This window comes from Pigmentiphaga aceris (assembly GCF_008119665.1).
GTDB lineage: Bacteria > Pseudomonadota > Gammaproteobacteria > Burkholderiales > Burkholderiaceae_B > Pigmentiphaga > Pigmentiphaga aceris.
Genome location: NZ_CP043046.1, coordinates 134,550 through 156,523 on the forward strand (window position 1 = coordinate 134,550; position 21,974 = coordinate 156,523).

Genomic DNA, 21,974 nt, shown 5'->3' on the forward strand with positions numbered 1-21,974 from the left:
GGGTCGAAAGTTGACTGCACTTTACCTGACAAGCCTATTTTGATGAACAGATTTACGTGCTTGGGTTGCAATATCTCTTGCTATCCAAGTGGTGTTTTGTTGGTCGATAACGTGCTTGGCATGATGCCAAGCTAATCATCCAGGTAGATGATGATTACAGGTATTTATTTCTGCACCAAACGGGAGCGCTGCAGCGTCCATTTCAGTGCGAGAAAGATTCAATTTTTGCGATGATCTTTAATGTGGACTGGCTTGCGAATTCTTTTTTTTGATATTCGCAAAAACATTAATGGTCATGCGGAAACGCGCTCAAGTAAGCTGGTGCCGAGGTCGATAAAACGCGCAATCCATCTGTCATTCGCCTAACGGTACCGACATGTTCAATCGCCAAAAAAACAACGAGCTGGCCGCGCTTCGCGCTGAGATTGCCAATCTTCGTCAGGTCAGGGACGGCCTGCACGCCGAGATGATGACGCTGGAGATTTCGCCCGATGGCGTGATTCTGGCCATCAACCACCGCTTTGCCAAAGAGATGCTGTATTCGCCCGAGCAATTGGTCGGGCGATATCTCGATGAGATCGTGCCTGAATATGTGAAGAAGCTGGACTGCTATCGGGATCTGACGTCGGCAATTTCACAGGGCAATCACATCAGTGATTTGTACCGTTTGCTGCGCAGTGACGGCAAGGAAGCATGGTTGCGTGCCATCTGGCAGCCGATTCGTGGGGCTGATGGCAGCGTGACGCAGGTGGAGTGTTTTGCGGTGGATGTGACCGCATCGGTCGAGCTTGCAAAGGAAAACGAAGGGCTGATAAACGCCTTGCTGCGATCGACCGCTGTCATTGAATTCGACCTGCATGGCAACGTGCTTAATGCCAATGACAAGTTTCTGTCTGCCATGGGTTATAGCCTGTCGCAGATTGCTGGCAAGCATCACAAGATTTTCTGCACGCAGGACGAAGTGGAGTCATCGGCCTATGCGAATTTCTGGGCACGGCTCAATCGTGGCGAATTTGTGGTGGACCGCTTCAAGCGGGTCGACGCGCACGGGCGGGTCGTGTGGCTGGAGGCGTCTTACAACCCGGTGATGAACACCCGCAACGAGCTGTACAAGGTGGTGAAGTTTGCGACGATCGTGACCGAGCAGGTCAACCGTGAACTGGCGGTCAACGATGCGGCCGAAATCGCCTACACCACGTCGCAGCAGACCGACGTCAGCGCCAAGCGTGGCGCGCAGGTGGTCAAGGATACGGTCAACGTGATGCACCGCATTGCCGATCGGGTCCAGTCGGCATCTGAAGGGATTGCGGCGCTGGACAAGCAGTCGATGCTGATCAGTTCCATTGTGCAGACCATCAATGGCATTGCGCAGCAGACCAATCTGCTGGCCTTGAACGCGGCGATTGAAGCGGCGCGTGCGGGTGAACAGGGGCGCGGCTTCGCCGTGGTGGCAGACGAGGTACGGCAGCTGGCTGGCAGAACCAGCAAGGCCACTGAAGAAATCGTCAGTGTGGTGCAGCAGAACCAGAGCCTGGCGAAGATCGCGGTGGACAACATGGCCAGCAGCAAGTCGGAAACGCAGCAGGGCCTGGATTTTGCGAATCAGGCTGGCGAGGTCATCGTGGAAATTCAGGATGGCGCGCAGAAGGTGGTGAGCGCGGTGGGACAGTTTGCCAGCCAGTTGAAGTAAGTGGCGGCATGACCCGAATGGCATGACCCAGACGGCATGACAGCATCGGCCGGATAAAAACCAGGCAGCTATCGACCATGCACGTGCAGCCCCCTATTTCAGAGGGCCGCACAACATCATTGCCAGCAGGTATCAGTCGCGGCGATGCACGGGCAGCCCCGGCACATCCAGCGTGGCACGCAGGATGTGACCGTGGGTCGAGTCGGTGACGTACAACGTGCGCCGATCTTCGCCACCGAAAGCCACGTTGGTGGTCGATGCGCCAGCAGGCCCACGCAATACCTCCACGGGCTCGGCGCGCTGGTTCAATACCCATACATAGCCAAGCCCCGGGTTGGCCACCAGCAATCGGCCCTGGGTATCCACCGCCAACCCATCCGGGCCGCTCGGGCCATAGGACGTGAAGAACTGACTGACCTTGGCCACGCTGCCATCGGGCAGCAGGGGCACACGCCAGACGCAGTTGCCACGCGTCACGGCCAGGTAAAGCACCTTTCCATCGGGCGACAAAGCCACGCCGTTGGGGCTGGGGATATTGTTCAGCAACTGGTCAAGCCGACCATCGCGGCCCAGGCGATACAAACGCCCGGTGGGATCGTGCAAACCGGTCTGGCCCTGATCGGTGAAGTACAGATTGCCGGCCGCGTCGAACACCAGGTCGTTCACGCCTTTGAAGCTCTCGCTGTTGCGGCGCGCGAGCAGCGGCGTAGTGCGACCGCTGGCGACGTCCAGCTGCACCAGCCCGTTCTTGTAATCGGTGATCAGCAAGGTGTCGGCATTCAGGAATTTCATGCCGTTCGGTTCGCCGTCGTACTCGGCGACCAGCGTCCAGTCGCCCTGCGGGTCGATGCGAAAGATGCGTCCCCAGGGAATGTCGGTGACGTACAGGTTGCCGGCCTGGTCGAACACCGGGCCTTCAAGAAACGAGTCGGTCGGTGTGCCACCGCGATTGGCATCGGCCCAGACGCTGCGCTGGGGGCGGCGCAGGGCGTCTGGCATGGCGCTGAACAGCGTCAGTTCGCGCACCTGAGGCGCTTGGATCAGGAACATGGCAAGGTCTCGAAAAGAAGAAATCAGTCAGGCAGTTGCGGCAAAGCAGTAAAGCCGTAAAGCCGGGCCGGGTTGTCCACCAGAATACGGTCCATGACCGCTGCATCATCCTTGCACCAGGCTTGCAGCGTATCCACCAAGGCCGCGTCGTCCACGGTACCTACGGCTTCCGTCGTGTGCGGCCAGTCGCTGCCCCAGACCAGTCGTTCGGGTGCTGCCTGCACCAATGCCTGGCCAAGCGGCAAGGTGTCGGCGTACGACGGCCCGCCCACTTGCGAGCGCATGTACGCCCCCGACAGTTTGACCCAGGTGTTGCCCTGGTCCAGCAGGTGGCGCAACACGGCGAACGCATTGGCAACAGGGCCTGCCTGCGGATCGATGCGTGCCAGGTGGTCGATCACCAAGGGTACGGGCAGCTGTTCAAGCACGCCGGCCAATTCCACCACCTGTTCGGCATGCATGAACACTTGAATATGCCAGCCCAGCGGAGCCACCTTGGCCGCCAGCGTGGTCAGCATAGCGGGCGTGGTGATCCCCCAGGACTGCGGTGAGACGAAGTTGACGCGCAGCCCGCACACCCCTTGTGCATCAAGACGGCCAAGTTCATCTGCCGTGACGTCCTGATCCACCACGGCCACGCCGCGTGCGGCATCGCCCAGTTGCGCCAGCGCATCCAGCGTGCAGGCGTTGTCGGTGCCGTAGGTCGATGGCGTGACGACCACCGCCCGCGTGGTTCCCAGCCGCTGCTGCAACTGACGGTAGGCAGTCACCGGCGCGTCTGGCGGCGTGCGTGGCCAGTGGCTGGACGGTGCGAAGCGCGGGTCGAAGATGTGCATGTGGCTGTCGCAGGCCAATGCAGGCAAGCGACGCGTGGGGCGTGCCAGTCCGACCGAGTGCGGGACGGGTTGCGCCACTGCGTGTGTCACTGCTTGCGACCATGAATTGTCAGACCCGTGCTTCGTCATCGTGCTCAGTCCGCTTTGATGTTGCCGGTGCGCACCACGTCGCCCCACTTGGCGCTGTCCTGTTTCAGGAAGGTGGCGAACTCGTCAGCACTGGAACCGATCGGCTGGGCACCGAGTTCGCGCAGGCGCTGCTGCACCTCGGGGTCCTTGATGACATCGACCACTGCCTTTTGCAGCTTGTCGGTGATTTCCTTGGGGGTCTTGGCCGGCACGAAGATGCCGTTCCACTCGCTGGCGTCAAAGCCAGGCACGCCGCTTTCGATCAGCGTGGGCACGTTGGGCATCAGCGGCGACCGTTCGGGCGACGATACTGCCAGGGCGCGCAACTTGTTTGAGGTGATCAAGGAGTTCGATGCCGTCACCGATGCGAACATCATGTCGACCTGACCGCCCATCACGCCGGCGATGGCCGGGCCACCGCTCTTGTACGGCACGTGCACCATGTCCAGCTGAAGCTTCTGGCGCAGCAGTTCGGCGGCCAGTCGCTGCACCGTGCCGCTACCGCCCGACGCGTAGTTGATCTTGCCGGGTTCTGCCTTGGCCTTGGCGGTCAGATCGTTCAAGGTCTTGTAGGGGGCGTCATGATTTACGATCACCAGTTGCGGAATCGTCAGCAGCAGCGACACCGGCTGAAGTGCACTCACGTCGTAGGGCAGGCGCGGGAACAGGTGTGGATTGATCGAGAACGGCGTGGCGTCATACAGCACGGTGTAACCATCGGCGGCTGCGCGTGCAACGCTGCCAGCGCCGATGGTGCCGCTTGCGCCAGGACGGTTGTCGATCACGATGGTGGCGTTGTTGAGCTTGGGGCCAAGCTTCTGCGCCATCAGGCGTGCAACGGCGTCCGCTGCGCCGCCGGGGGCGTAGGGCACCACCATCGTGATCGGGCGATCGGGGTAATCGGCGTGGGCAACCAGCGGAGCCAGGGCAAGGGCGGCCACCAGGGTGCGGCGAACCAGCGAGAAACGGTCAGCGCGGAAGAAGGACATGGATAGATCTCCGTGGAGTGAGGCAAGGGGGCCGGGCCGTACTTGTTGGGTGGCCCCTTGGTCAGCCTTTGTTGGTCTGCATACATCAGCCAGCCCGCTTCACGCCAATCTTGTAGATCGGTTTTCGAAAGGGGGTGGGCGGATGCGTCGGTCTGCTGTCAGTCGGTCTTCAAAATCAGTCAGTCTTCAAATTCAGTTCGCGTGCAATCTGGCTGTAGTTCTGCACTTCGCGTTGCAGTTGTTCGCCGAAAGGCGCACCGCAGACGCTTTGCGATTCCATGCCCAGGCCGCGCAGCTTTTCAACCGTGTTGGGTTCCTTGGCAAAGCCCTGCGCCGTTTCCTGCAATGCGGCAAGAATCGCGGGCGGCGTGTTGGCCGGTGCCAGCAGGCCGTACCACGCGTCGGCGCTATAGCCCTTCACACCGGCTTCTTCAAAGGTCGGCACCTGGGGCAGCAGCGGCGAGCGCTGCGGGGCCGCTACGGCCAGTGCCTGCAGCTTGCCGCTTTGCACCTGCGGCAGCACCGAACCCAGGGTGGCAAAGGAACTGTCGACCTGACCGCCCATGAGGTCGATCACGGCCTGAGCCGCACCCTTGTAGGGAATGTGGTTCATGCGGGTGTCGGTCAGGCGCGTGAACTGCTCGCTGGCGAAATGGCCCGAGCTGCCGCTGCCTGCCGTGGCGTAGGTGCGTTTGCCTGGCTCGGCTTTTACCTGCTGCAGGAAGGCGTCCAGATTGGCCGCCTTCATTGCCGGTCCGACCACCAGCACGGTGGGGCTGATGGCCATGGTGCAGATGGGCGCAAACGACTTCACCGCATCGAACTTCACCCGCGCGCTGTACAGCGCGGGGATCATGGTGTGGTTGGTCGCGCCGACCAGCAGCGTGTATCCGTCAGCCGGTGCGCTGGCCACTGCTTCCGCCGCCAGAATGGTGTTGGCACCGGGTTTGTTTTCCACGATGAAGGACTGGCCCAACTTGCGCGCGGCATAGTCGGCGAAGGCGCGGGCCATGACGTCGGTTGGTCCGCCGGCCGAGAAGCCGACGACGACACGTACAGGCTTGGTCGGATAGGCAGGTGCCTGGGCCTGGGCGGCACCGCCTGCGGTCATCAGCAGGATGGATGCTGACAGCAGGCGCATCGACCCGCGCGCGGAGGATGATCGTCTGGGGGCGTAGGGGGTGTTCATGTCGTCTCCTGAAATTGCGCGGCTGGTCTTCGCCAGCCGCGTCGCTTGCCTGGGTGGATCAGGCCGCAGTGGCTGCAGCACGCTGCGCCAGCACCGTCAGCAGGTTGTTTGCCGCGCCCACGCCCATGTTCACGTAGGCATCGGTGGTCACACCGCCGATGTGCGGGCTGAGGATGATGCGGTCCTGTCCCTGGAACGGGTGGCCCGCCGTCATGGGTTCCACCGCAAAGCTGTCGAGCCCGGCACTGGCCACCTGACCCGATTGCACTGCCGCCAGCAGCGCGGCTTCGTCGATCAGACCGCCGCGTGCGGTGTTGACCACGATCACGCCACGCTTGCACTTGGCCAGCGTGTCGGCATTGATCAGGTTGCGGTTGTCATCGGTCAGCGGGCAATGCAGCGACACGACATCGGACTCGCGCCAGATGGTGTCCAGATCGGCGGGCTGGATATAGGTGGGCAGGTTCTTGGCATATGGGTCGAAGCCCAGCACCCGCATGCCCATGGCGTCGGCCATCTTGGCAAAGCGCTGGCCGATCGCACCCAGGCCCACCAGGCCGACGGTGCGTCCACCCAGTTCCAGGCTTTTGTGCGTGGCCTTGTCCCAGTGGCCGGCGTGCAGGCGTGCGTTCAGCGGCACGACCGACTTGGCGCATGCCAGCAGCAGCGCCAGCGATTGCTCGGCAACGGCGGCGGCGTTGGCGCCAGCGGCTGCCACCACCTCGATGCCGCGCGCCTTGGCCGCGACCTTGTCGATGGTGTCGGTGCCGCTGCCGTGCTTGGAGATCACTTTCAGCGACGGGGCGGCGTCCATCACGGCTGCGCCAACCTTGCCGTAGCGCACGATGATCGCCACCGGGTCGTGTTGTTTGTTCAGTGACACCAGGTCTTCTTCGGTCGGCGTCTTGCCGGCGTAGACCACCTCGAAGTCTTTCAGCAGGGCCAGGGCCTGGGGGGCCAGGTCGGCACCGGTTACCAGAATGGTGCTCACAGCGATTCACCTTCCTTCAGCACGCCCGCAGCGCGCAGGGCGGCCGGCAGCCACTTCGACGCGGTGTCACCGCGTGCGATGGCTTCCAGGCGAGCGGCTTCGTCGGCAACTTTCTTGTCGGCCAGGGCCAGCATGCCCGGGGCTTTTTCGCGTTCGATGACCACCACGCCGTCGGCGTCGCCAACGATCAGGTCACCCGGGTTGACGGTGACGCCGCCAGCGGAAATCGGGTGGTTGATGCGACCGGGCACGTACTTGGTCGGGCCGGCCGGGTTGAAGCCGGCGCTGAACACCGGGAAGCCCAGGTCAAGCAGTTCCAGCTTGTCGCGGATGGCGGCATCGACTACCACGCCGGCCAGGCCCAGCTTCTTGCATGCGCTGAGCATCAGCGTGCCCATCAGCGCAGCGGTCTGGTCGCCCTTGCCGTCGATCACCAGCACGTCGCCGGGTTTGGCCAGCGCGATGGCGGCGTGGATCATCAGGTTGTCGCCAGGACGCACTTCGACGGTGAAGGCGGGACCGGCAAGCGTCAGCTTCGGGTCAACGGCGGTGACGCGGGCATGCATGGTGCCGCGGCGGCCGGCTACGTCGGCCAGGATGGCAGCCTGGAAAGTGCCGGCCTTGGCCACGACGTCTTGTGCGACGCGGTCGAATTCACGGACGATCTCGGGAAGTTGGCTCATGGTGTGTTCACTCTTTGAAAGAAGGATGGATGCGGGAAGGGCGGCAAGCGATGTGGCCTGGTGTCATTCGGCTTTTATGTTTCCCTTGCGGATGACCTCGGCCCACTTGGCCGAATCCGCGCGTTGCAGGCTGCCCAGCTGCTGCGGTGTGCCGCCGACCAAGGTGACGTTCAAGCGGTCGGCCAGCGTGACCACGGCCGGGTCCTTCAACGAGGCATTGATGTCGCGATTCAGGCGTTCTACGACGGCGGCGGGCGTGCCGGCCGGGGCAAACACGGCCTGCCACTGCTCGACCACGAAGTCCTTGAAGCCGGCTTCTTCCATGGTCGGGACTGACGACAAGGACTTGAGGCGGGCGGCTGAAGTCACGGCCAGCGCACGCAGGCGGCCACCCTGGATGTGCGGCAGGGCAGCGGCGACGGGGGCGAACATGAAGTTCACCTGTTCGCCCAAGGTGTCCTGCAGGCCGGGGGTGTCGCCCTTGTAGGGGACGTGAATGGTCTGGATGCCGGTCTGCTGGCGGAACAGTTCACCCTGCATGTGCAGGACGGTGCCGTTGCCACCCGAGGCGTAGGAAAGCTTGCCGGGCTGCGCCTTGGCGGCCGCCACCAGATCGGCAACGGTCTTGAAGGGCTGGTTCGTGCCCACCACCAGCACGTGGGGGATGGTGCCGACGATGATGACCGGCGCGAAGCCTTCGATCGGGTCATAGGGCAGCTTGCCCATCAGGTGCGGAGCGATGGCCTGCGGGCCGATGGAGGTACCCAGCAGCGTGTAGCCGTCGGGTGCCGATCGGGCCACGCTGGCGGCACCGATGGTGCCGGTGGCACCCGCGCGGTTGTCCACGATGACGGTGTTGTTCAACACAGTGCCAAGGTGCTGCGCGATGGCACGTCCCAGCACGTCGGTGCTGCCACCCGGCGGGTAGGGCACCACCCAGGTGATGTTGCGTCCGGCGGGCCAGGTGCTCTGGGCCCACGCACCGGTTGCGGTCGATGCGGCGAGGGCAGCCGCGCCGATCAACAACTGCCTGCGCGACAGCAATGCGGGAAATCTCGTTTGCATGGTCCTGACCTCTCAGTGAGATGACGGCTCGGCCGGCGCAAAGCCGTACAGGGCCTGGGGGTTGTCCACCAGCACGCGATGCAGGGTGGCGGTGTTGCCGGTGCCGGTGCTGCGAATCCATTCGGCAAGGCAGTCGACTTGGCGGGCGTCGTCGGGCATGGGCTGCGCGCCGGCCGAGGCGGTGGCATGGGGCCAGTCACTGCCCCAGAGCACCCGGTCGGGCGCAGCGGCGAGATAACTGGAGGCAAGGGGATGCAGCGCGAGGTCGTCGGTGGTGTGGATCGGGCTGACGAGATAGCCGCCAGACAACTTGATCCAGGCCCGGCCTTCGGCAAGCAGGTCCAGCAGCAATGCATGGGCGGGGTGGGTACCGACCTGTGCGGGGGCGATGCGGCCAAAGTGGTCGAACACCAGCGGCACCGGCAGGCGGCGCAACACCGCGCTTGCGCCAGCAAGCAGATCGGGTGCCATCAGCAGTTGCAGATGCCAACCCAGGTCGGCAATGCGGTGCGCCAGGGGTTGCAGTGCGTCGATCGAGCCAGTCACGCCCAGCGACAGGTTCAGGCGCACGCCACGCACGCCCAGGTCGTCCAGACCTTGCAGTTCGGCGTCGCTTTCGCTGCCGTCGATGACGGCTACGCCGCGTGCCTGCGCGCCCAGCGCAGCCAGGCCGTCGAGCATGCAGCGGTTGTCGGTACCGTAGGTGGAGGGCGTGACCAGCACGGCGCGTGTGGTGCCGATGCGTGCCTGCAAGCGCTGATAGTCGGCAATGGACGCGTCGGGTGGCGACAGTCGCGCGCCGACCGCAGTCGGATATCGCTTGTCGTAAACATGGATATGGCAGTCGCAGGCATCTGCGGGCAAGGCCGCAAGGGGGCGATGCGTGCCGGCCGAAAAGGGCACGGCGTCGGGTGTGAGATCGGGTCTGGCGGCGGGCGCTACGTTTGCCGAGGGCGCACGAGGCCGCACTCCGTGAAGGGGTGGCATGTCTGTCTTCTCCAAGTAGTCCGCTGTGCCGCAGACTTGTGGAGGACTTTAAATATGCGTTTCATTAAGTACAATGGTGTTTCGACAGACGAAACCAGGACCGATATGCGAAACAGCAAACCCTGGCGTTCCGCCACCGCTGAGCACACGCCGCCAGACGAAGACCCAAGCACCGGGCAGGTGGTTGCGGTCACGCGTGCCATCCGCCTGCTGGAGTCGTTTGCGCTTGGCGAGTCGCAGCTGTCCCTGGCTGAACTCAGCCGGCGGTGCGGCCTGCACAAGACCACGGTGCTGCGCATTGCACGCACGCTGGCAATGTCCGGGTACATGGTGCCCAGCGACGACGGCGGCTGGCGGCTGGGGCCGGCCGCAGGCTGGCTGGGTGCGCGTTACCAGTCCGGTTTCGACGTGCAGGATGTGGTCGAACCCATGCTGCGCAAACTGTCGGAAGTGACGGGCGAAAGCGCGGCCTTCTATGTGCGCGAGGGCGAGTTCAGGACGTGCCTGGTGCGCGTCGAAGGCGTGCAACCACTTCGGCACCACGTCCGCATGGGCGAGGCCTTGCCGCTGGACAAGGGGTCGCCGGGCCGCGTGATTCTGGCGTTCTCGGGCCAGCGCGGCGAGGTCTACGAGCGCATCCGCCAGCGTGGCTATTGCATGTCGATCGGTGAGCGTGAGCGGGGCGTGGCGACGGTGTCTGCGCCGGTGTTCGGTGCCAGCTGGAAACTGCTTGGATCGGTCTGCATTTCAGGCCCCGAATCGCGCCTGACCGAGGAAGTGCTGGAAGGCCATGCCAAGTCGGTCATCGATGCCGCGAACCGTCTTTCCTATGCCCTGGCGGGGGCAGCAGTGCCTGCCACACCCAAAGTCGTCTCGACCTGGTATCCCAGCTGATGGCCTGGTGGCCGATCGGCAAGACGTGCGCCACATCCTGGCAGTGACCCGCGCTTGCCGATGCCACCTGTGGGTATGCTGCGTGTGGTGCTCCTGCCTCTGCCCGTGCCGCCGCTGAACTGTCCGGGATGACTATGCCTTCTGCTTCTGCCTTGCATGCCGACATGCCCTTGTCGAACATCCGCGTGCTTGATCTGACCCGCATCATTTCCGGTCCGTTCTGCTCTGCGCTGCTGGCCGACATGGGGGCCGAGGTCATCAAGGTGGAACCGCGCGAAACCGGTGATCCGGTGCGCATGCAGGGTGAGTTGAAAGAAGGGCTGAGCTGGTACTTCGCCAACTACAACCGCAACAAGAAATCGATCACGCTCGACCTGTACAGCCAGGCTGGCAAGGACGTGCTGGCGCGGCTGATTCCAACGTGCGATGTGGTGATCGAAAACTTCCGTCCCGACATCATGGAAAAGATGGGCTTCGGACCGGAACGGCTGAAGCAACTCAAGCCCGATATCGTCCATTGCAGCATCAACGGGTTTGGCACCAGCGGCCCGTACCGTGATCGGCCTGCATTCGATTTCATCGCGCAGGCCATGAGCGGATTCATGAGCTTGAACGGTGAAGCAGACGGCCCGCCCTTGCGCGCGGGACCGCCGATCAGTGACCTGACGGCTGGTCTGTATGGGGCGCTGGCGGTCACCACCGCCTTGCTGCGGCGTGAACGCACGGGCGAAGGGGACAGCGTCAGTGTCAGCCTGTTGAACAGCATGGTGAGCCTGCTGAGCTTCCAGGCTGTGAATTACTTTGCCAGCGGCAAGCTGCCACCACGCACCGGCAACGACCACGGCATTGCATCGCCTTACGGTATGTTCCGCACGCGTGACGGGCAAGTGGCGATTGCGCCCAGCAACGACACCTTCTACTTCAAGGTGCTGGATGCGCTGGATTTGCAGCACCTGAAAGAGCACCCCGACTTTGCCACCAACGCCCTGCGTTTTCGCAATCGCGAGGCGATCAAGATTTTGCTGGAAGCGCGCACGCTGCAAGAGACCAGCGAATACTGGATCGAGCGGCTGAACCGCTGGGGCGTGCCTTGTGGCAGTGTGCTGTCGCTGGATCAGGTGTTCGACGATCCGCAGGTGCAAGATCAGGAGATGGCCATCGATGTGCCGCACCCAGGGCATGGCACGATCAGAATGCTGGGTTTCCCGATCAAGTTTGCGCAGGCCCCGTGTGCCATTCAACGCCCCGCGCCTGAATTGGGCGGGCACACCGACGAGGTGTTGAGCGCGGTGGGATATTCGGCCGACGAGATTGCGCACATGCGCGATGCAGGCACGATCTAGCGATTGCGCGGTGAGGGCCGATCCCGACTGCATGGGGGTGTTGGGTCCCTTGGGTTGTTTGCGTTGTCGGATGGGATACTGTTAATTGCGTCTGTCGGCGATGCTGCGCCGGTATCTGAGCGCCGCATCCGTAGAATGCGCATTCCGTTTTCCATCGGTTTTCCATGTCCCGTTTCAGCTTGTCTCGCCGTGGTTTCCTGCATCTGGCCGGGGGTATTGCACCGTTTGCAATCTGGCCCGGGGCCATGCTGTCTGCAACGGCCGCGCCGGTTACTGCTTCAAGCTCCCTGCCTCCCAACGTGTGCCGCATCAATGCCTTGCTGCCCGCGCTGCAAGACATCGCTGCGCGGGCCAACGGTGACTTGGGGGTAAGCGTCATCGATCTGGTCGGTGGTGCCAGTTGTGCGGTACGCGCAGACGATTCCTTTCCGCTGCACAGCATGGTGAAGCTGGTGGTGGCGGCCTCGGTGGCATATCGCATCGAGCAAGGGGCGTTTGGCTTGCAGACGCTGGTGGCGCTGTCGCAAGCCACGCGCCCAGGCGGCGTGGGGCCGCTGGATGTGGCCCTGCGCGAGCAAGGAGACCAGACGGCCAGCGTGGAACGTCTGCTGGAAGCGATCCTGCTGTATAGCGACAATGCCGCCTGTGATGGCCTGATGGCATTGGTGGGCGGGCCATCGGTCATCAATGCCGATCTGCGCCGCTGGTCGGTCGCAGACATGCGGGTGGACCGCACGATGCGGGAACTGTACGCCCCCTTCAATGCTGCCCAGACCGAGGCCGAATCGCGTCTTCACTACGAGGCCTGGCTGGCCGACCCGCGTGATCGCACGACGCCCACCGCCTACGCAGACTTCGCCCGTCGGCTGGCGGGTGGCAGCCTGCTGGGTGCGCAGGCCACAAGCATCGTGATGAACGGCTGGCAGCGCAGTACCTTGACGCCGAATCGCATCACGGCTGGCCTGGGTGCGGGCTGGTCGGTGGCCTCGCGTTCGGGCACCGGGCCGACGGTGGCCGGGCGCACGACCTCGACCAATCATGCTGTGTTGGCAACGTCGCCAGCCGGCCGCCCCGTCCTGGTGGCGGCGTTCTTGCGCAACGCTGCGGGCGCGGATGCCGAGCGTGCGATGGTGCTGGCTGATGTGGGCCGTGCGGTTGCCACGGCATGCAGCACGGTCTGAATTTCCATCGCTGATTTCCATCCCCACCAAGAGAATCAACCATGTTCTGGAACGCGGTAAACGAAGGCCTGGCGACGTTCGCGCACTGGGAAACCTGGGTCTGCATCGTGCTGTGGCTGGTGGTGACAGGTCTTCCGCGCTTGATGGTCTTGCGTGCCGTGGCAGGCCCCGAGGAATCGCGGAGCATCGGCGGCATCTACTTGATGCTGACGCCGTTTATCCAGGCGGCCGCCATGAGTGTGTTGATCCTGACCTTGTCGCCGCTGATATTTGGCTTGGGCGATCAGGCCGCATGGCGTTTCCCGTGGAGCATGCTGGTAGATGCACCGGGGCCGACATTCAAGATGATCGTGGCGGTGTTCGTCGCCTGGATACTGAGCCGATTCACGCCGTATCTGAGCCGGATTGCTGCCTACCGAACCTGCTTTGTCGGCATTGCTGCATTGGTCTTTTCCATTCGTCTGGTCAATACCTCGAACGCCGTGCCGGTGCTGGACCGGGTCGCGCTCTGGCCTGGTTATGCCTACGCGTTGGGCGGGCTGGCCATTGGGGCATTGGTGGTGTTGTGTACCAACCGCCTGTCGGCGCGGCTGGGTGCACGTGCCGAATCGGAACCGGGCGTGCCGCGTGGCACGGCGCTGTTCGGGATCGAGGGCGTATTGGGGCTGGTGCCGGTGTTCATCTACGGCGCGTGGCTGGGCGAGCAGATGTGAATGGCGCTTGAGCGCCAGGACCCTTGGTGCGGTCCACGAAACTGTGAGTGAGGGGGTTCTCGCTTACAGTCACGCGGACCGTCCACTGGCCTTGCGTCAACTTGGTAATACGGTGTTGGCGGGTGGTATAGCTGGGTGTTATCAGCTCATTGTCACCGCAGCCTGATCGCGCGCAACCGTGGCGGTGCGCACCCGGGCGATCACGTCGGTCGGTGCCTTGCCATCCACCAGACGATTGACCTGTTTGAAGTCGCAGACCAGCTTGTCGGCGGTCAGCGTCACGACAGCGTAGCCTTGCGCGTCGGTATTCAGGTGTTTCATCCACGGATTGTTGTTCAGACCGGACAGTTGTTGCGCCAGACCGAACAGCGTCACACTGAAATCGGGTGTGGCTTTCAGGCCAGCCAGCACCGTGTTGGTGGTGGCATCCAGCTGCGCGGCGGGCACGCCCTTGATGCTCAATTCACCACGCAGACGCACACGCAGTTGTTCGGCCAGTTCATCGACCGAGGCCAGCGTCTTGCCCATCGTGAAATCAAGCAGGTTGATGCGCAGGCTGAGCGTGCCCAGGCCGCCTGGCAGCGGAATGGACAAGGTCTGGAACACCAGGGTGCCAAGCGCTGACGACAGTTCGCCCACGGCACTTGCCAGGTAGGAATAGAACGAGTCGGAGCTGATGCCGGCGGTGACCAGATCGACCATCACTGGCGTGCCGCCACCGGTGGCCTTGAAGTCGTCGTTCACGGTGCCGGCGAAGAACGAATGGATGTCACCGGTGAGCGCGACCACGTTGCGCACGTTGTTGCTTTTCAGCGTGGCCATCAGTGCGCGGCGCTCTGCATCGTAGCCGTCCCACTGGTCGGCGTTGAGCAGGAACTTGGCAAAGAAGGGCGTAAGCGCGGCCTGCATGCCGGACGCCACCACGAAGCTCGATGCACCTTGCTTGGCGATGATGTCGGGCTTGATGAAACCGAATGCGATCTGTTGTGCGGCAGCAGCGGCTTGTGCCGTGGCACCGGTCGCTGCCTTGGCCGCCGTGTAGGCTGCGGCGGCGAGTGCGGCCTGGCTGGCGCTCAAACCGGCAGACGTGCCTGCGGTGACCAGATTGCCGCCCGTTGCGTCGGCTGTTGCCACTGCGGTTGCAGCTGCCCCGCCAATCGCCTGGGTGGCACCCGACGTGACCGCTGCGACGATGACCGATGCTGCTGGCACATTGCCGCCCGTCGCTGCGCTGGCGGTACCGATGTTGGTGGCCACCGTGGTGATTGAATTGAGCGCCAGCAAGGTGCCAACGGCAGTGGTGCCGTCCAGGCCCATGCGCATCAACGAGACTTCATTGCCCCACAGTTTCCACGTGGCGGGCGAGGCTTGCATGGTGCGTTGCCACCATTGGCGTTGCGTGTTGCCCAGCATGCTGACGCGGGTCAACGGGTCTACCCCTGCGGCCGTGGCCGCCGCAATACGCTGGGCTTCCGCGCCGTACAAGGTGGCTTCCGGCACCATGTAGCGCGAGCCCACGGAACCCAGCTGTGTGCCGGTGGCGGGGTTGGTGGCGGCCTCGGGCACCATGTGATCCGAGCGATACAGGCGTTCGTCGGTCATCACCAGGTGGGCGAGCGTACCGAAGCGCAATTCGCGGTAGATGCGGATGTTGTCGATGCCGCTGGCAGTTTCATCAAAGCTGATATCGGCCGGCATGAATTCGAACCAGGCCTGGCTTGCGCTGCGGCGGCGTTGCGGCTGGCGGGTATTGTCGCCACCGGTGGTCGCGCTGAAGCTGCCGTTGTCGTAGGTCTCGGCGTCTTGCCAGGCGTCGTCGGTGAACTCGTGGTCGTCCCAGGTGGCGATGAACGCAAAGCGTTCGTGCACGGCCTGCAGGCGGCTGTCGCTGCGGTACATCTTGTACAGGTAGCGATAGTCGGCCAGGGTGCTGGCGTACTTCGCGCCCGATGTGCCTTGCTTGAATACGCCGTCGGGCAACACGAGGGTGGTGTGGCGGGCTTCGACCTGGCCGGTCTGGAAGGCTTCGCCAACCGTCTCGTAGATGTAGTCGCCCAGGTGCACCACGAAGTCCAGTGCTTCGTTGGCGGCCATGTATTCGTAGGCAGCCCAGTGGTTGATGCTCCAATCCTGACAGGACGCAAACGCAAAGCGCAGTTGCGACACGGCCGCGTCGGTTGCCGGTGCCGTCTTGAAACGGCCGACCTTCGAGCGCGCATCGCCTGCGACGAATTGGTAGAAGTAGGTCTTGCCGCTTTCCAGGCCCGACACCTTGTGGCGAATGGTGTGATCGTAGCGGGCAAATACCGGGATGGTGGCGTCGACAGCCAGGGTGCCGTTCAAGGCGGTGTTGCTGCCCAGCAGGCTGGCGTTGTCGGTGGCGGTCACGCGCAGCTTGATGCTGAAGTCCTTGCCGGCTGCATCGCTGCGAACATCGTCGGCGGTGCTGGGCACCACGCGTGTCCACAACAGAATGCCGCCGCTGCTTGGGTCACCCGAGGCCACGCTTTGCGGGAATTTCCAGTTGGCACCGGTAGCCAGCGGGTTGCTTTCCGGCGGCGCGATGGGCGTGTCGTCATCACCACCTCCGCAGCCTGCCAGGCCAAGCGTGGCGACGGACGCGGTGAGAAAACCACCGACCTTGAGAAATTTACGACGATCCATGGCGGACTCCGGGTGACGACGGGCCGGCATGGGATGGATTCGCGCCTGCCCGGTTTGTTGGGTGGCGCAAGCGTAGAGACGGGGTATGTAACTATCGTGACAGGCTGCGTGTTATGCGCCTGCGGCCATCGCGGTGCTCAGCCTGACTGCGATAAGCTCGATCACCTTTTCCGGGAGATCGCGCGTGGGCAAACAGTTGGCTGAGCGGGTGGGTGCAGGGGCGCTGGATAAAGTCGCCAACGCCGCGCGAGTGCGATGGGTCAGTGCGGCGGCGTTGTTGGCCTGTGTCTCTGTCGGTATCGGCGTCGCACACGCTGACCCAAGTGTGGTGAAGTCCGCGCCTGCCGATGCTGCCTTCTTTGCATCCGCGTCCTTCAAACCGCCTGCCGGATTGGTCGAGGCACGTCAGGTGCTGGACATCAGTGGTCGCCATATTCTGACGCTGACCCGCATCGAAGGACCATCGCGCGAAATGCCTGACCCCAAGCGCAATGAACGCTTTGACCTGCTGGTGACGTATTACGAAGAGACGCCCACCGGTTGGCAGCCGGCATGGACCATCAAGGACGGGGTCGATTGTCCTGGTCTGGACGGGGCTGCGCAGTTTCTGAGCAAGGGCGTGACGGTGACCGACCTGGATCGCAACGGGATGGCCGAGGTGACCGTGCCTTATGCGACCTTCTGCGGCGGCGGTGTCGATCCGGCTGTGCTGAAGGTCATCTTGCGACAAGGCGAGACCAAGCTGGCGCTGCGTGGCGAGACTGAACTCCAGTTCCCGGGCCAGCCATCGATGGGGGGCAAGAACACGCCCGACAAGGCCTTGCTGCTGCCCGAGAACGCGGTGTTCAAACGGCATCTGGACAAGGTCTGGCAGCAGGTGAAAGTGGTGGAGCTGTGGTGAGCGGTCAGGCTGCCTTCAACGCTTCCTGCAAAGCCACCGCCATCCACAACACCACGCCCGACACTGGCGTGACCAGCATCACGCCCAGCGGCAGCCAGGCACCTTGTTGCCATGCGCGCCACGCGCCGTAGCCGGCGCTGCCCAGAACCAGGGCCAGCACCACGCCGGCGATCGGTTCATGGCCGCGATCCATCAGTTCGGCAAACACTGCGCCGCCGATCACCAGCGCGATGCCGGCAGCCACCCAGCGCATATTGATCGTTTTCATCGTTGCTTGCCCTGATCCTTTCCACCCCGAGACGCGCCGTCTCCATAACTGTCATCGAAGCACTGCAGCAAGGCCTGCACACGCGCGGTTCGCCCTTTGCGGGTCGGCACCAGCAAGGTGACCGGGGCGCTGTCGAACTGCCAGTCTGCCAGCACCCGCACCAGGGTGCCGCGCGCGACGGATTCAGCCACGTCCCACTCCGATCGCAACACCAGGCCCAGCCCCTGTTCCGCCCATTGCCGGGCGACGCTGCCGTCGTTGGTGGTGAAGGCGGGCGCGATGCGAACGGTCTCGCGTGTGGGGCTGCGGCGGGTGCTGTCCTCAGTCATACGCCGCAGGTGCCAGAGTGTTGCGTCTTCTTCGTTTTCGCGGATGCAGATGCAGCGATGGGCCAGCAGCTCGCGCGGTTCAAGCGGGGTGCCGGCGGCGCGCAGATACGCCGGACTGGCGCATAGCCAGCGCGCGTTCGGTGCCAGGGTGCGTGCAATCCAGGACGAGTCCCGCACGGTGCCGATATGGATCACGGCGTCGCTGTCGTGCCTGTCCGGCCAGGGCGTTTCGCGCAGATCCAATTGCAGTTGCAGGCCAGGATGCAGGCTGGCGAAGCGCGCCAGCAAGGGGGCGATGTGCTGGCGGCCGTAACCGAAGGGGGCAGAGATGCGCAGGGTGCCGCTTAGCTGGCGGTCTTCGCGCTGGAAGGATTCAGGCAGTGCTTCCAGCTGCGCCAGCAGTGCGGCAGCTTCTTGCGCGAAACGTTCGCCTTCGGGCGTCAGGCTGAGCCTGCGGGCGCTGCGATTGGCCAGCGCCAGCCCAAGCGTGGTTTCCAGTTTGCGCAGCCGCATCGACAGCGCAGGCGGTGTGACATTGAGCGCGCGTGCCGCTGCGCTCAGTGACGGTGCCTGTGCCAACGCGGCAGCAAGCTGAAGGTCTTCCAGTCGGATCATTCAGCGCAGCTTAACGATTGATGTTGTTGCATTGAAGCACAGCTGCATCGGCAGGCACTACAGTGAAACGCTGAACTCAAGAGGCCATCCATGACCACGCTCGCCACGCTTTCCACCCCCGTTGCCCTTATCGACCTGCCGCGCATGCAGCACAACATCCAGCGCATGCAGCAGCGCATGGACAGCCTGGGCGTGCGTTTTCGGCCGCATGTGAAGACCAGCAAGTCCACCCCGGTGATCCGTGCGCAGATCGAAGCAGGTGCGCGCGGCATCACGGTGTCCACGCTGAAAGAAGCCGAGCAGTGTTTCGCCGATGGCATCACCGATATTCTGTACGCCGTGGGCATGGCGGCACATCGTTTGCCGCAGGCGCTGGCGCTGCGCAAGCAGGGCTGCGATCTGAAGATCATCACCGACAGCGTGGCCTCGGCCACTGCGATTGCCGACTTCGGCCGCGCGCACGGTGAAGTTTTCGAGGTCTGGATCGAGATCGACACCGACGATCATCGCTCGGGCATCAAGCCGACCGAAGCCGCGTTACTGGATGTGGGCCGTGCCTTGCATGACGGTGGCATGCGATTGGGCGGCGTGATTACCCACGCCGGTTCCAGCTATGACCTGAACACACCCGAGGCCTTGGCTGCGATGGCCGAGCAGGAGCGTGCCGGTTGCGTGCACGCCGCCGAGCGTCTGCGTGCGGCGGGTTTGCCCTGCGACGTGGTCAGTGTGGGATCTACCCCAACCGCCCTGGAAGCCCGCGATCTGGCGGGCGTGACCGAAGTGCGTGCCGGCGTGTATGTGTTCTTCGACCTGGTGATGCACGGCGTCGGCGTGTGCAGCAAAGACGAGATCGCGCTGAGTGTATTGACCACCGTGATCGGTCACCAGGCCGACAAGGGCTGGGCGATTGTGGATGCCGGCTGGATGGCGATGAGCCGCGACCGTGGCACCCAGAAACAGGCGCAGGATTACGGCTACGGGCAGGTGTGTACGGCCAATGGCACGGTGCTGCCGGGCTATGTGATCAGCGCTGCCAACCAGGAGCACGGCACCGTGTCCTTCCAGGGGGCTGCGGACACCGACATCGTTGCTCGTTTTCCCTTGGGTACGCAACTGCGCATTCTGCCCAATCATGCGTGCGCGACGGGGGCGCAGTTCCCGGAATATCAGGCCGTGTCGGCCGATGGCGAGGTGGCAAGCTGGAGCCGTCTGCACGGTTGGTAAGCACTGTCTGAGCAGCCGAGGCGGACGGCTGGCGAGCTTGTCACGCCGTCCGGGAATGGGCCAGTAATGGGCGAGTAATGGACCAGCAAAGGACCAGCAAAGGACCAGCAAAGGACCAGCAAAGGACCAGCAATGGGCCAATTCTTGCGTCCATATGCTTGAGCTGTATCCGCCCGGCTGCATGTTTAAGATTTCTCACGCATTAGGGATTTTTTCCGTCGCTGATTCGGGTAGCGTTAGCTCAACAGAGCGCAGTCTCTTGGGGAGCAAGCATGACAATCGAACAATCAGGCGGTAACCCGCATGCCGTGGTGATGACTTACGCGGCCCGTCCTCATGAGCCCAGCCACGAACGCGTGGTCCATGCCGAGCTGGCTCGACGTCTGGCCATGCTGCTGGGCATGGGTTTCGCTGGTCAGTACGACGCCTCTGCCAACTTCGGTCGCCGTGTCTACCTGGTGCCGAGTGCCACGCTGGTGGGCACCGGCATGGCCCATATGCTGGGCATCAGCGATCAGAACGATTTGTTCGGCGGCGTGGTGCCTATGCCCTACGTGGCCACCAAGGCGATCACGCACCCGCTGATCAGCCCCGAAGCACATGCGCCCAAAGGCTGGTCAGGCGAGTTCGCCACCCGCGTGCGGGCGGCCGTGTTGCCGGGGTTCTCGGCCTTCTCGCGTGACGATGCCAAGCTGGCCGGACGCCAGCTGCTGGGCAAGGGACCGGTTCGGATCAAGCTGGCCAGCGCCAGTGCCGGCCGGGCGCAGACCGTGGTCGATGATGTCGCGGCATTGGACGCCATGCTCGATGGTCTGGCGGACGACGAGCTGGCGGTCGGCGGCGTGGTGCTGGAACAGAACCTGGAAGATGTCACGACATACAGCGTCGGGCAGGTCCATGTGGGCGATCTGACCGCCACCTATACCGGCACGCAGCGGCTCACTCAAGACAACGACGGTGAAACGGTTTACGGCGGATCGGACCTGATCGTCGTGCGGGGTGGTTTTGGTGCCTTGATGGCCTTGGACCTGCCACCCGGCGTGCGTCATGCGGTGGCGCAGGCACAGGTCTACGACGCGGCGGCCAACACGTGTTACCCGGGGTTCTTCGCATCGCGCCGCAACTACGACACGGTGGAAGGCAAGGACTACGAAGGCAAGTTGCGCAGCGGCGTGCTGGAGCAGTCGTGGCGCATTGGCGGTGCCAGCCCGGCCGAAGTGGCGGCGCTGGAAGCCTTCCATTCCACCCCCGGCCTGCGGGCGGTGCGTTCGTCGTGCGTGGAAGTATTCGGTGAGCACCGCGTGCCGCCCCCGGGTGCCACCGTGCTGTTCCGTGCGCACGATGCAGACGTCGGCTTCATCACCAAATACGTGGAAGTGAAGGCTTATGGCAACACGGAGTGAAGGGCTGGATATTGCGGTCAATGGCGAGCAGATCGCCGGCACCTTCCTGGCACCGGGCACCAAGATGCCGGGTGTGCTGTTCGTCCACGGTTGGGGCGGCAGCCAGCAAAGTGACTTGGTGCGCGCCAAAGGCGTGTCTGGCCTGGGTTGCGTGTGTCTGACCTTCGATCTGCGCGGCCACGAGCGCACGCGCACGCAGCGCCAGACGGTGTCGCGTGACGAGAATTTCCAGGATGTGCTGGCGGCCTACGACCGGCTGGCGGCGCATCCGTCCATCGATCCCTCGGCGATTGCAGTGGTGGGCAGCAGTTATGGCGGATATCTGTCTGCGATTCTGACCACCTTGCGACCCGTGAAGTGGCTGGCGCTGCACGTGCCGGCGCTATACCGGGATTCACATTGGCACACGCCGAAGCGGCAACTGGATCGCGACGATATTGCGATGTATCGGCGGTCTGTCGTGGCCCCGGCGGATAACCGCGCCTTGGCCGCGTGTGCGGAGTTCGAGGGCGATGTGCTGATTGTCGAGTCCGAGCACGATGACTACATTCCGCATCAGACCATCATGAATTACCGGGCGGCCTTCGTGAAGTCGCATTCGCTCACGCACCGGATTCTGGATGGGGCCGACCACGCGCTGACCGGTGAGCTGAGCCAGCGCGCGTACAACTCCATCTTGTTGAACTGGACCACCGAGATGGTGATCGGCTCGCGCCTGGGCAGCACCATCCACGCGGAGCTGTCGCGTTCCAATGCGGTAAGCGGGGCGGGTGGGGGCACGTGACCGGGGCTGGCGATCATTGCATCTGCTGATCGCACATCACCTGATC

Annotated in this window: 20 protein-coding genes; 9 read left to right on the forward strand and 11 right to left on the reverse strand. The window is 63.5% G+C overall.

Annotated features, from left to right (window positions below; genetic code table 11):
* Positions 1-376 precede the first annotated feature (376 nt).
* Entirely contained in the window at positions 377-1,690 is a 1,314-nt protein-coding gene (locus FXN63_RS27235; protein WP_148811849.1) for a methyl-accepting chemotaxis protein, read from the forward strand.
* A 132-nt stretch (positions 1,691-1,822) separates the two neighbouring features.
* Here FXN63_RS27235 and FXN63_RS00610 read toward each other — a convergent pair whose 3' ends face one another.
* The 8 genes from FXN63_RS00610 to FXN63_RS00645 all read right to left on the reverse strand — a co-directional run bounded on the left by FXN63_RS00610 (position 1,823) and on the right by FXN63_RS00645 (position 9,609).
* The gene (locus FXN63_RS00610) at positions 1,823-2,740 is read right to left on the reverse strand and encodes an SMP-30/gluconolactonase/LRE family protein (RefSeq protein WP_148811851.1); all 918 of its coding nucleotides are present in this window, start codon (positions 2,738-2,740) and stop codon (positions 1,823-1,825) included.
* 23 nt (positions 2,741-2,763) lie between these two features.
* Positions 2,764-3,705: an amidohydrolase family protein gene (locus FXN63_RS00615; RefSeq protein ID WP_148811853.1), complete on the reverse strand. Its 942-nt coding sequence runs from the start codon at positions 3,703-3,705 to the stop codon at positions 2,764-2,766.
* Positions 3,706-3,710: 5 nt separating this feature from the next.
* Positions 3,711-4,694, reverse strand: a complete 984-nt coding sequence (locus FXN63_RS00620) for a tripartite tricarboxylate transporter substrate binding protein (RefSeq protein WP_148811855.1) — start codon at positions 4,692-4,694, stop codon at positions 3,711-3,713.
* A gap of 175 nt (positions 4,695-4,869) precedes the next feature.
* Positions 4,870-5,835 carry a tripartite tricarboxylate transporter substrate binding protein gene (locus FXN63_RS00625; RefSeq protein WP_425468714.1) on the reverse strand — a complete coding sequence of 322 codons (966 nt, stop codon included), beginning with the start codon at positions 5,833-5,835 and terminating at the stop codon, positions 4,870-4,872.
* 106 nt (positions 5,836-5,941) lie between these two features.
* Positions 5,942-6,874, reverse strand: a complete 933-nt coding sequence (locus FXN63_RS00630) for a hydroxyacid dehydrogenase (RefSeq protein WP_148811857.1) — start codon at positions 6,872-6,874, stop codon at positions 5,942-5,944.
* The gene (locus tag FXN63_RS00635) at positions 6,871-7,557 is read right to left on the reverse strand and encodes an RraA family protein (protein WP_148811859.1); all 687 of its coding nucleotides are present in this window, start codon (positions 7,555-7,557) and stop codon (positions 6,871-6,873) included. The genes FXN63_RS00630 and FXN63_RS00635 overlap by 4 nt, the downstream gene beginning before the upstream one ends.
* A 63-nt stretch (positions 7,558-7,620) precedes the next feature.
* A complete protein-coding gene (locus FXN63_RS00640) occupies positions 7,621-8,622 on the reverse strand; it encodes a Bug family tripartite tricarboxylate transporter substrate binding protein (RefSeq protein ID WP_148811862.1) in 1,002 nt (333 codons plus the stop codon).
* 12 nt (positions 8,623-8,634) lie between these two features.
* Complete coding sequence (locus tag FXN63_RS00645) at positions 8,635-9,609, reverse strand: amidohydrolase family protein (protein ID WP_148811864.1); 975 nt, start codon at positions 9,607-9,609, stop codon at positions 8,635-8,637.
* 105 nt (positions 9,610-9,714) lie between these two features.
* Here FXN63_RS00645 and FXN63_RS00650 point away from each other — a divergent pair, with 105 nt between their 5' ends.
* From FXN63_RS00650 to FXN63_RS00665, 4 genes are all read left to right on the forward strand, one after another.
* Positions 9,715-10,503: an IclR family transcriptional regulator gene (locus tag FXN63_RS00650; protein ID WP_148811866.1), complete on the forward strand. Its 789-nt coding sequence runs from the start codon at positions 9,715-9,717 to the stop codon at positions 10,501-10,503.
* 134 nt (positions 10,504-10,637) lie between these two features.
* Positions 10,638-11,846, forward strand: coding sequence for a CaiB/BaiF CoA transferase family protein (locus FXN63_RS00655; RefSeq protein WP_246164990.1), 1,209 nt, complete (start codon positions 10,638-10,640; stop codon positions 11,844-11,846).
* Positions 11,847-12,010: 164 nt separating this feature from the next.
* The gene (locus FXN63_RS00660) at positions 12,011-13,027 is read left to right on the forward strand and encodes a serine hydrolase (RefSeq protein WP_148811868.1); all 1,017 of its coding nucleotides are present in this window, start codon (positions 12,011-12,013) and stop codon (positions 13,025-13,027) included.
* A gap of 41 nt (positions 13,028-13,068) precedes the next feature.
* Positions 13,069-13,740, forward strand: coding sequence for a hypothetical protein (locus tag FXN63_RS00665; protein WP_148811870.1), 672 nt, complete (start codon positions 13,069-13,071; stop codon positions 13,738-13,740).
* Between the two features lie 141 nt (positions 13,741-13,881).
* Here the strand turns inward: FXN63_RS00665 and FXN63_RS00670 are convergent, their stop codons facing one another.
* Positions 13,882-16,404 carry an alkaline phosphatase D family protein gene (locus FXN63_RS00670; RefSeq protein ID WP_148811872.1) on the reverse strand — a complete coding sequence of 841 codons (2,523 nt, stop codon included), beginning with the start codon at positions 16,402-16,404 and terminating at the stop codon, positions 13,882-13,884.
* Positions 16,405-16,588: 184 nt separating this feature from the next.
* On the opposite strand from FXN63_RS00670, the gene FXN63_RS00675 reads away from it, so the two are divergent.
* A complete protein-coding gene (locus tag FXN63_RS00675) occupies positions 16,589-17,305 on the forward strand; it encodes a M949_RS01915 family surface polysaccharide biosynthesis protein (protein ID WP_148811874.1) in 717 nt (238 codons plus the stop codon).
* A gap of 4 nt (positions 17,306-17,309) precedes the next feature.
* Here the strand turns inward: FXN63_RS00675 and FXN63_RS00680 are convergent, their stop codons facing one another.
* Complete coding sequence (locus tag FXN63_RS00680; RefSeq protein WP_148811876.1) at positions 17,310-17,573, reverse strand: hypothetical protein; 264 nt, start codon at positions 17,571-17,573, stop codon at positions 17,310-17,312.
* Positions 17,570-18,517 carry a LysR family transcriptional regulator gene (locus FXN63_RS00685; RefSeq protein ID WP_148811878.1) on the reverse strand — a complete coding sequence of 316 codons (948 nt, stop codon included), beginning with the start codon at positions 18,515-18,517 and terminating at the stop codon, positions 17,570-17,572. Before FXN63_RS00685 ends, FXN63_RS00680 begins: the two co-directional genes overlap by 4 nt.
* A gap of 90 nt (positions 18,518-18,607) precedes the next feature.
* Here FXN63_RS00685 and FXN63_RS00690 point away from each other — a divergent pair, with 90 nt between their 5' ends.
* From FXN63_RS00690 to FXN63_RS00700, 3 genes are all read left to right on the forward strand, one after another.
* Positions 18,608-19,741, forward strand: coding sequence for a DSD1 family PLP-dependent enzyme (locus FXN63_RS00690; protein WP_148811880.1), 1,134 nt, complete (start codon positions 18,608-18,610; stop codon positions 19,739-19,741).
* Between the two features lie 272 nt (positions 19,742-20,013).
* Positions 20,014-21,144, forward strand: coding sequence for a DUF3182 family protein (locus FXN63_RS00695; RefSeq protein ID WP_148811882.1), 1,131 nt, complete (start codon positions 20,014-20,016; stop codon positions 21,142-21,144).
* The gene (locus tag FXN63_RS00700) at positions 21,128-21,928 is read left to right on the forward strand and encodes an alpha/beta hydrolase family protein (protein WP_148811883.1); all 801 of its coding nucleotides are present in this window, start codon (positions 21,128-21,130) and stop codon (positions 21,926-21,928) included. Before FXN63_RS00695 ends, FXN63_RS00700 begins: the two co-directional genes overlap by 17 nt.
* The last annotated feature ends 46 nt before the right edge of the window (positions 21,929-21,974 follow it).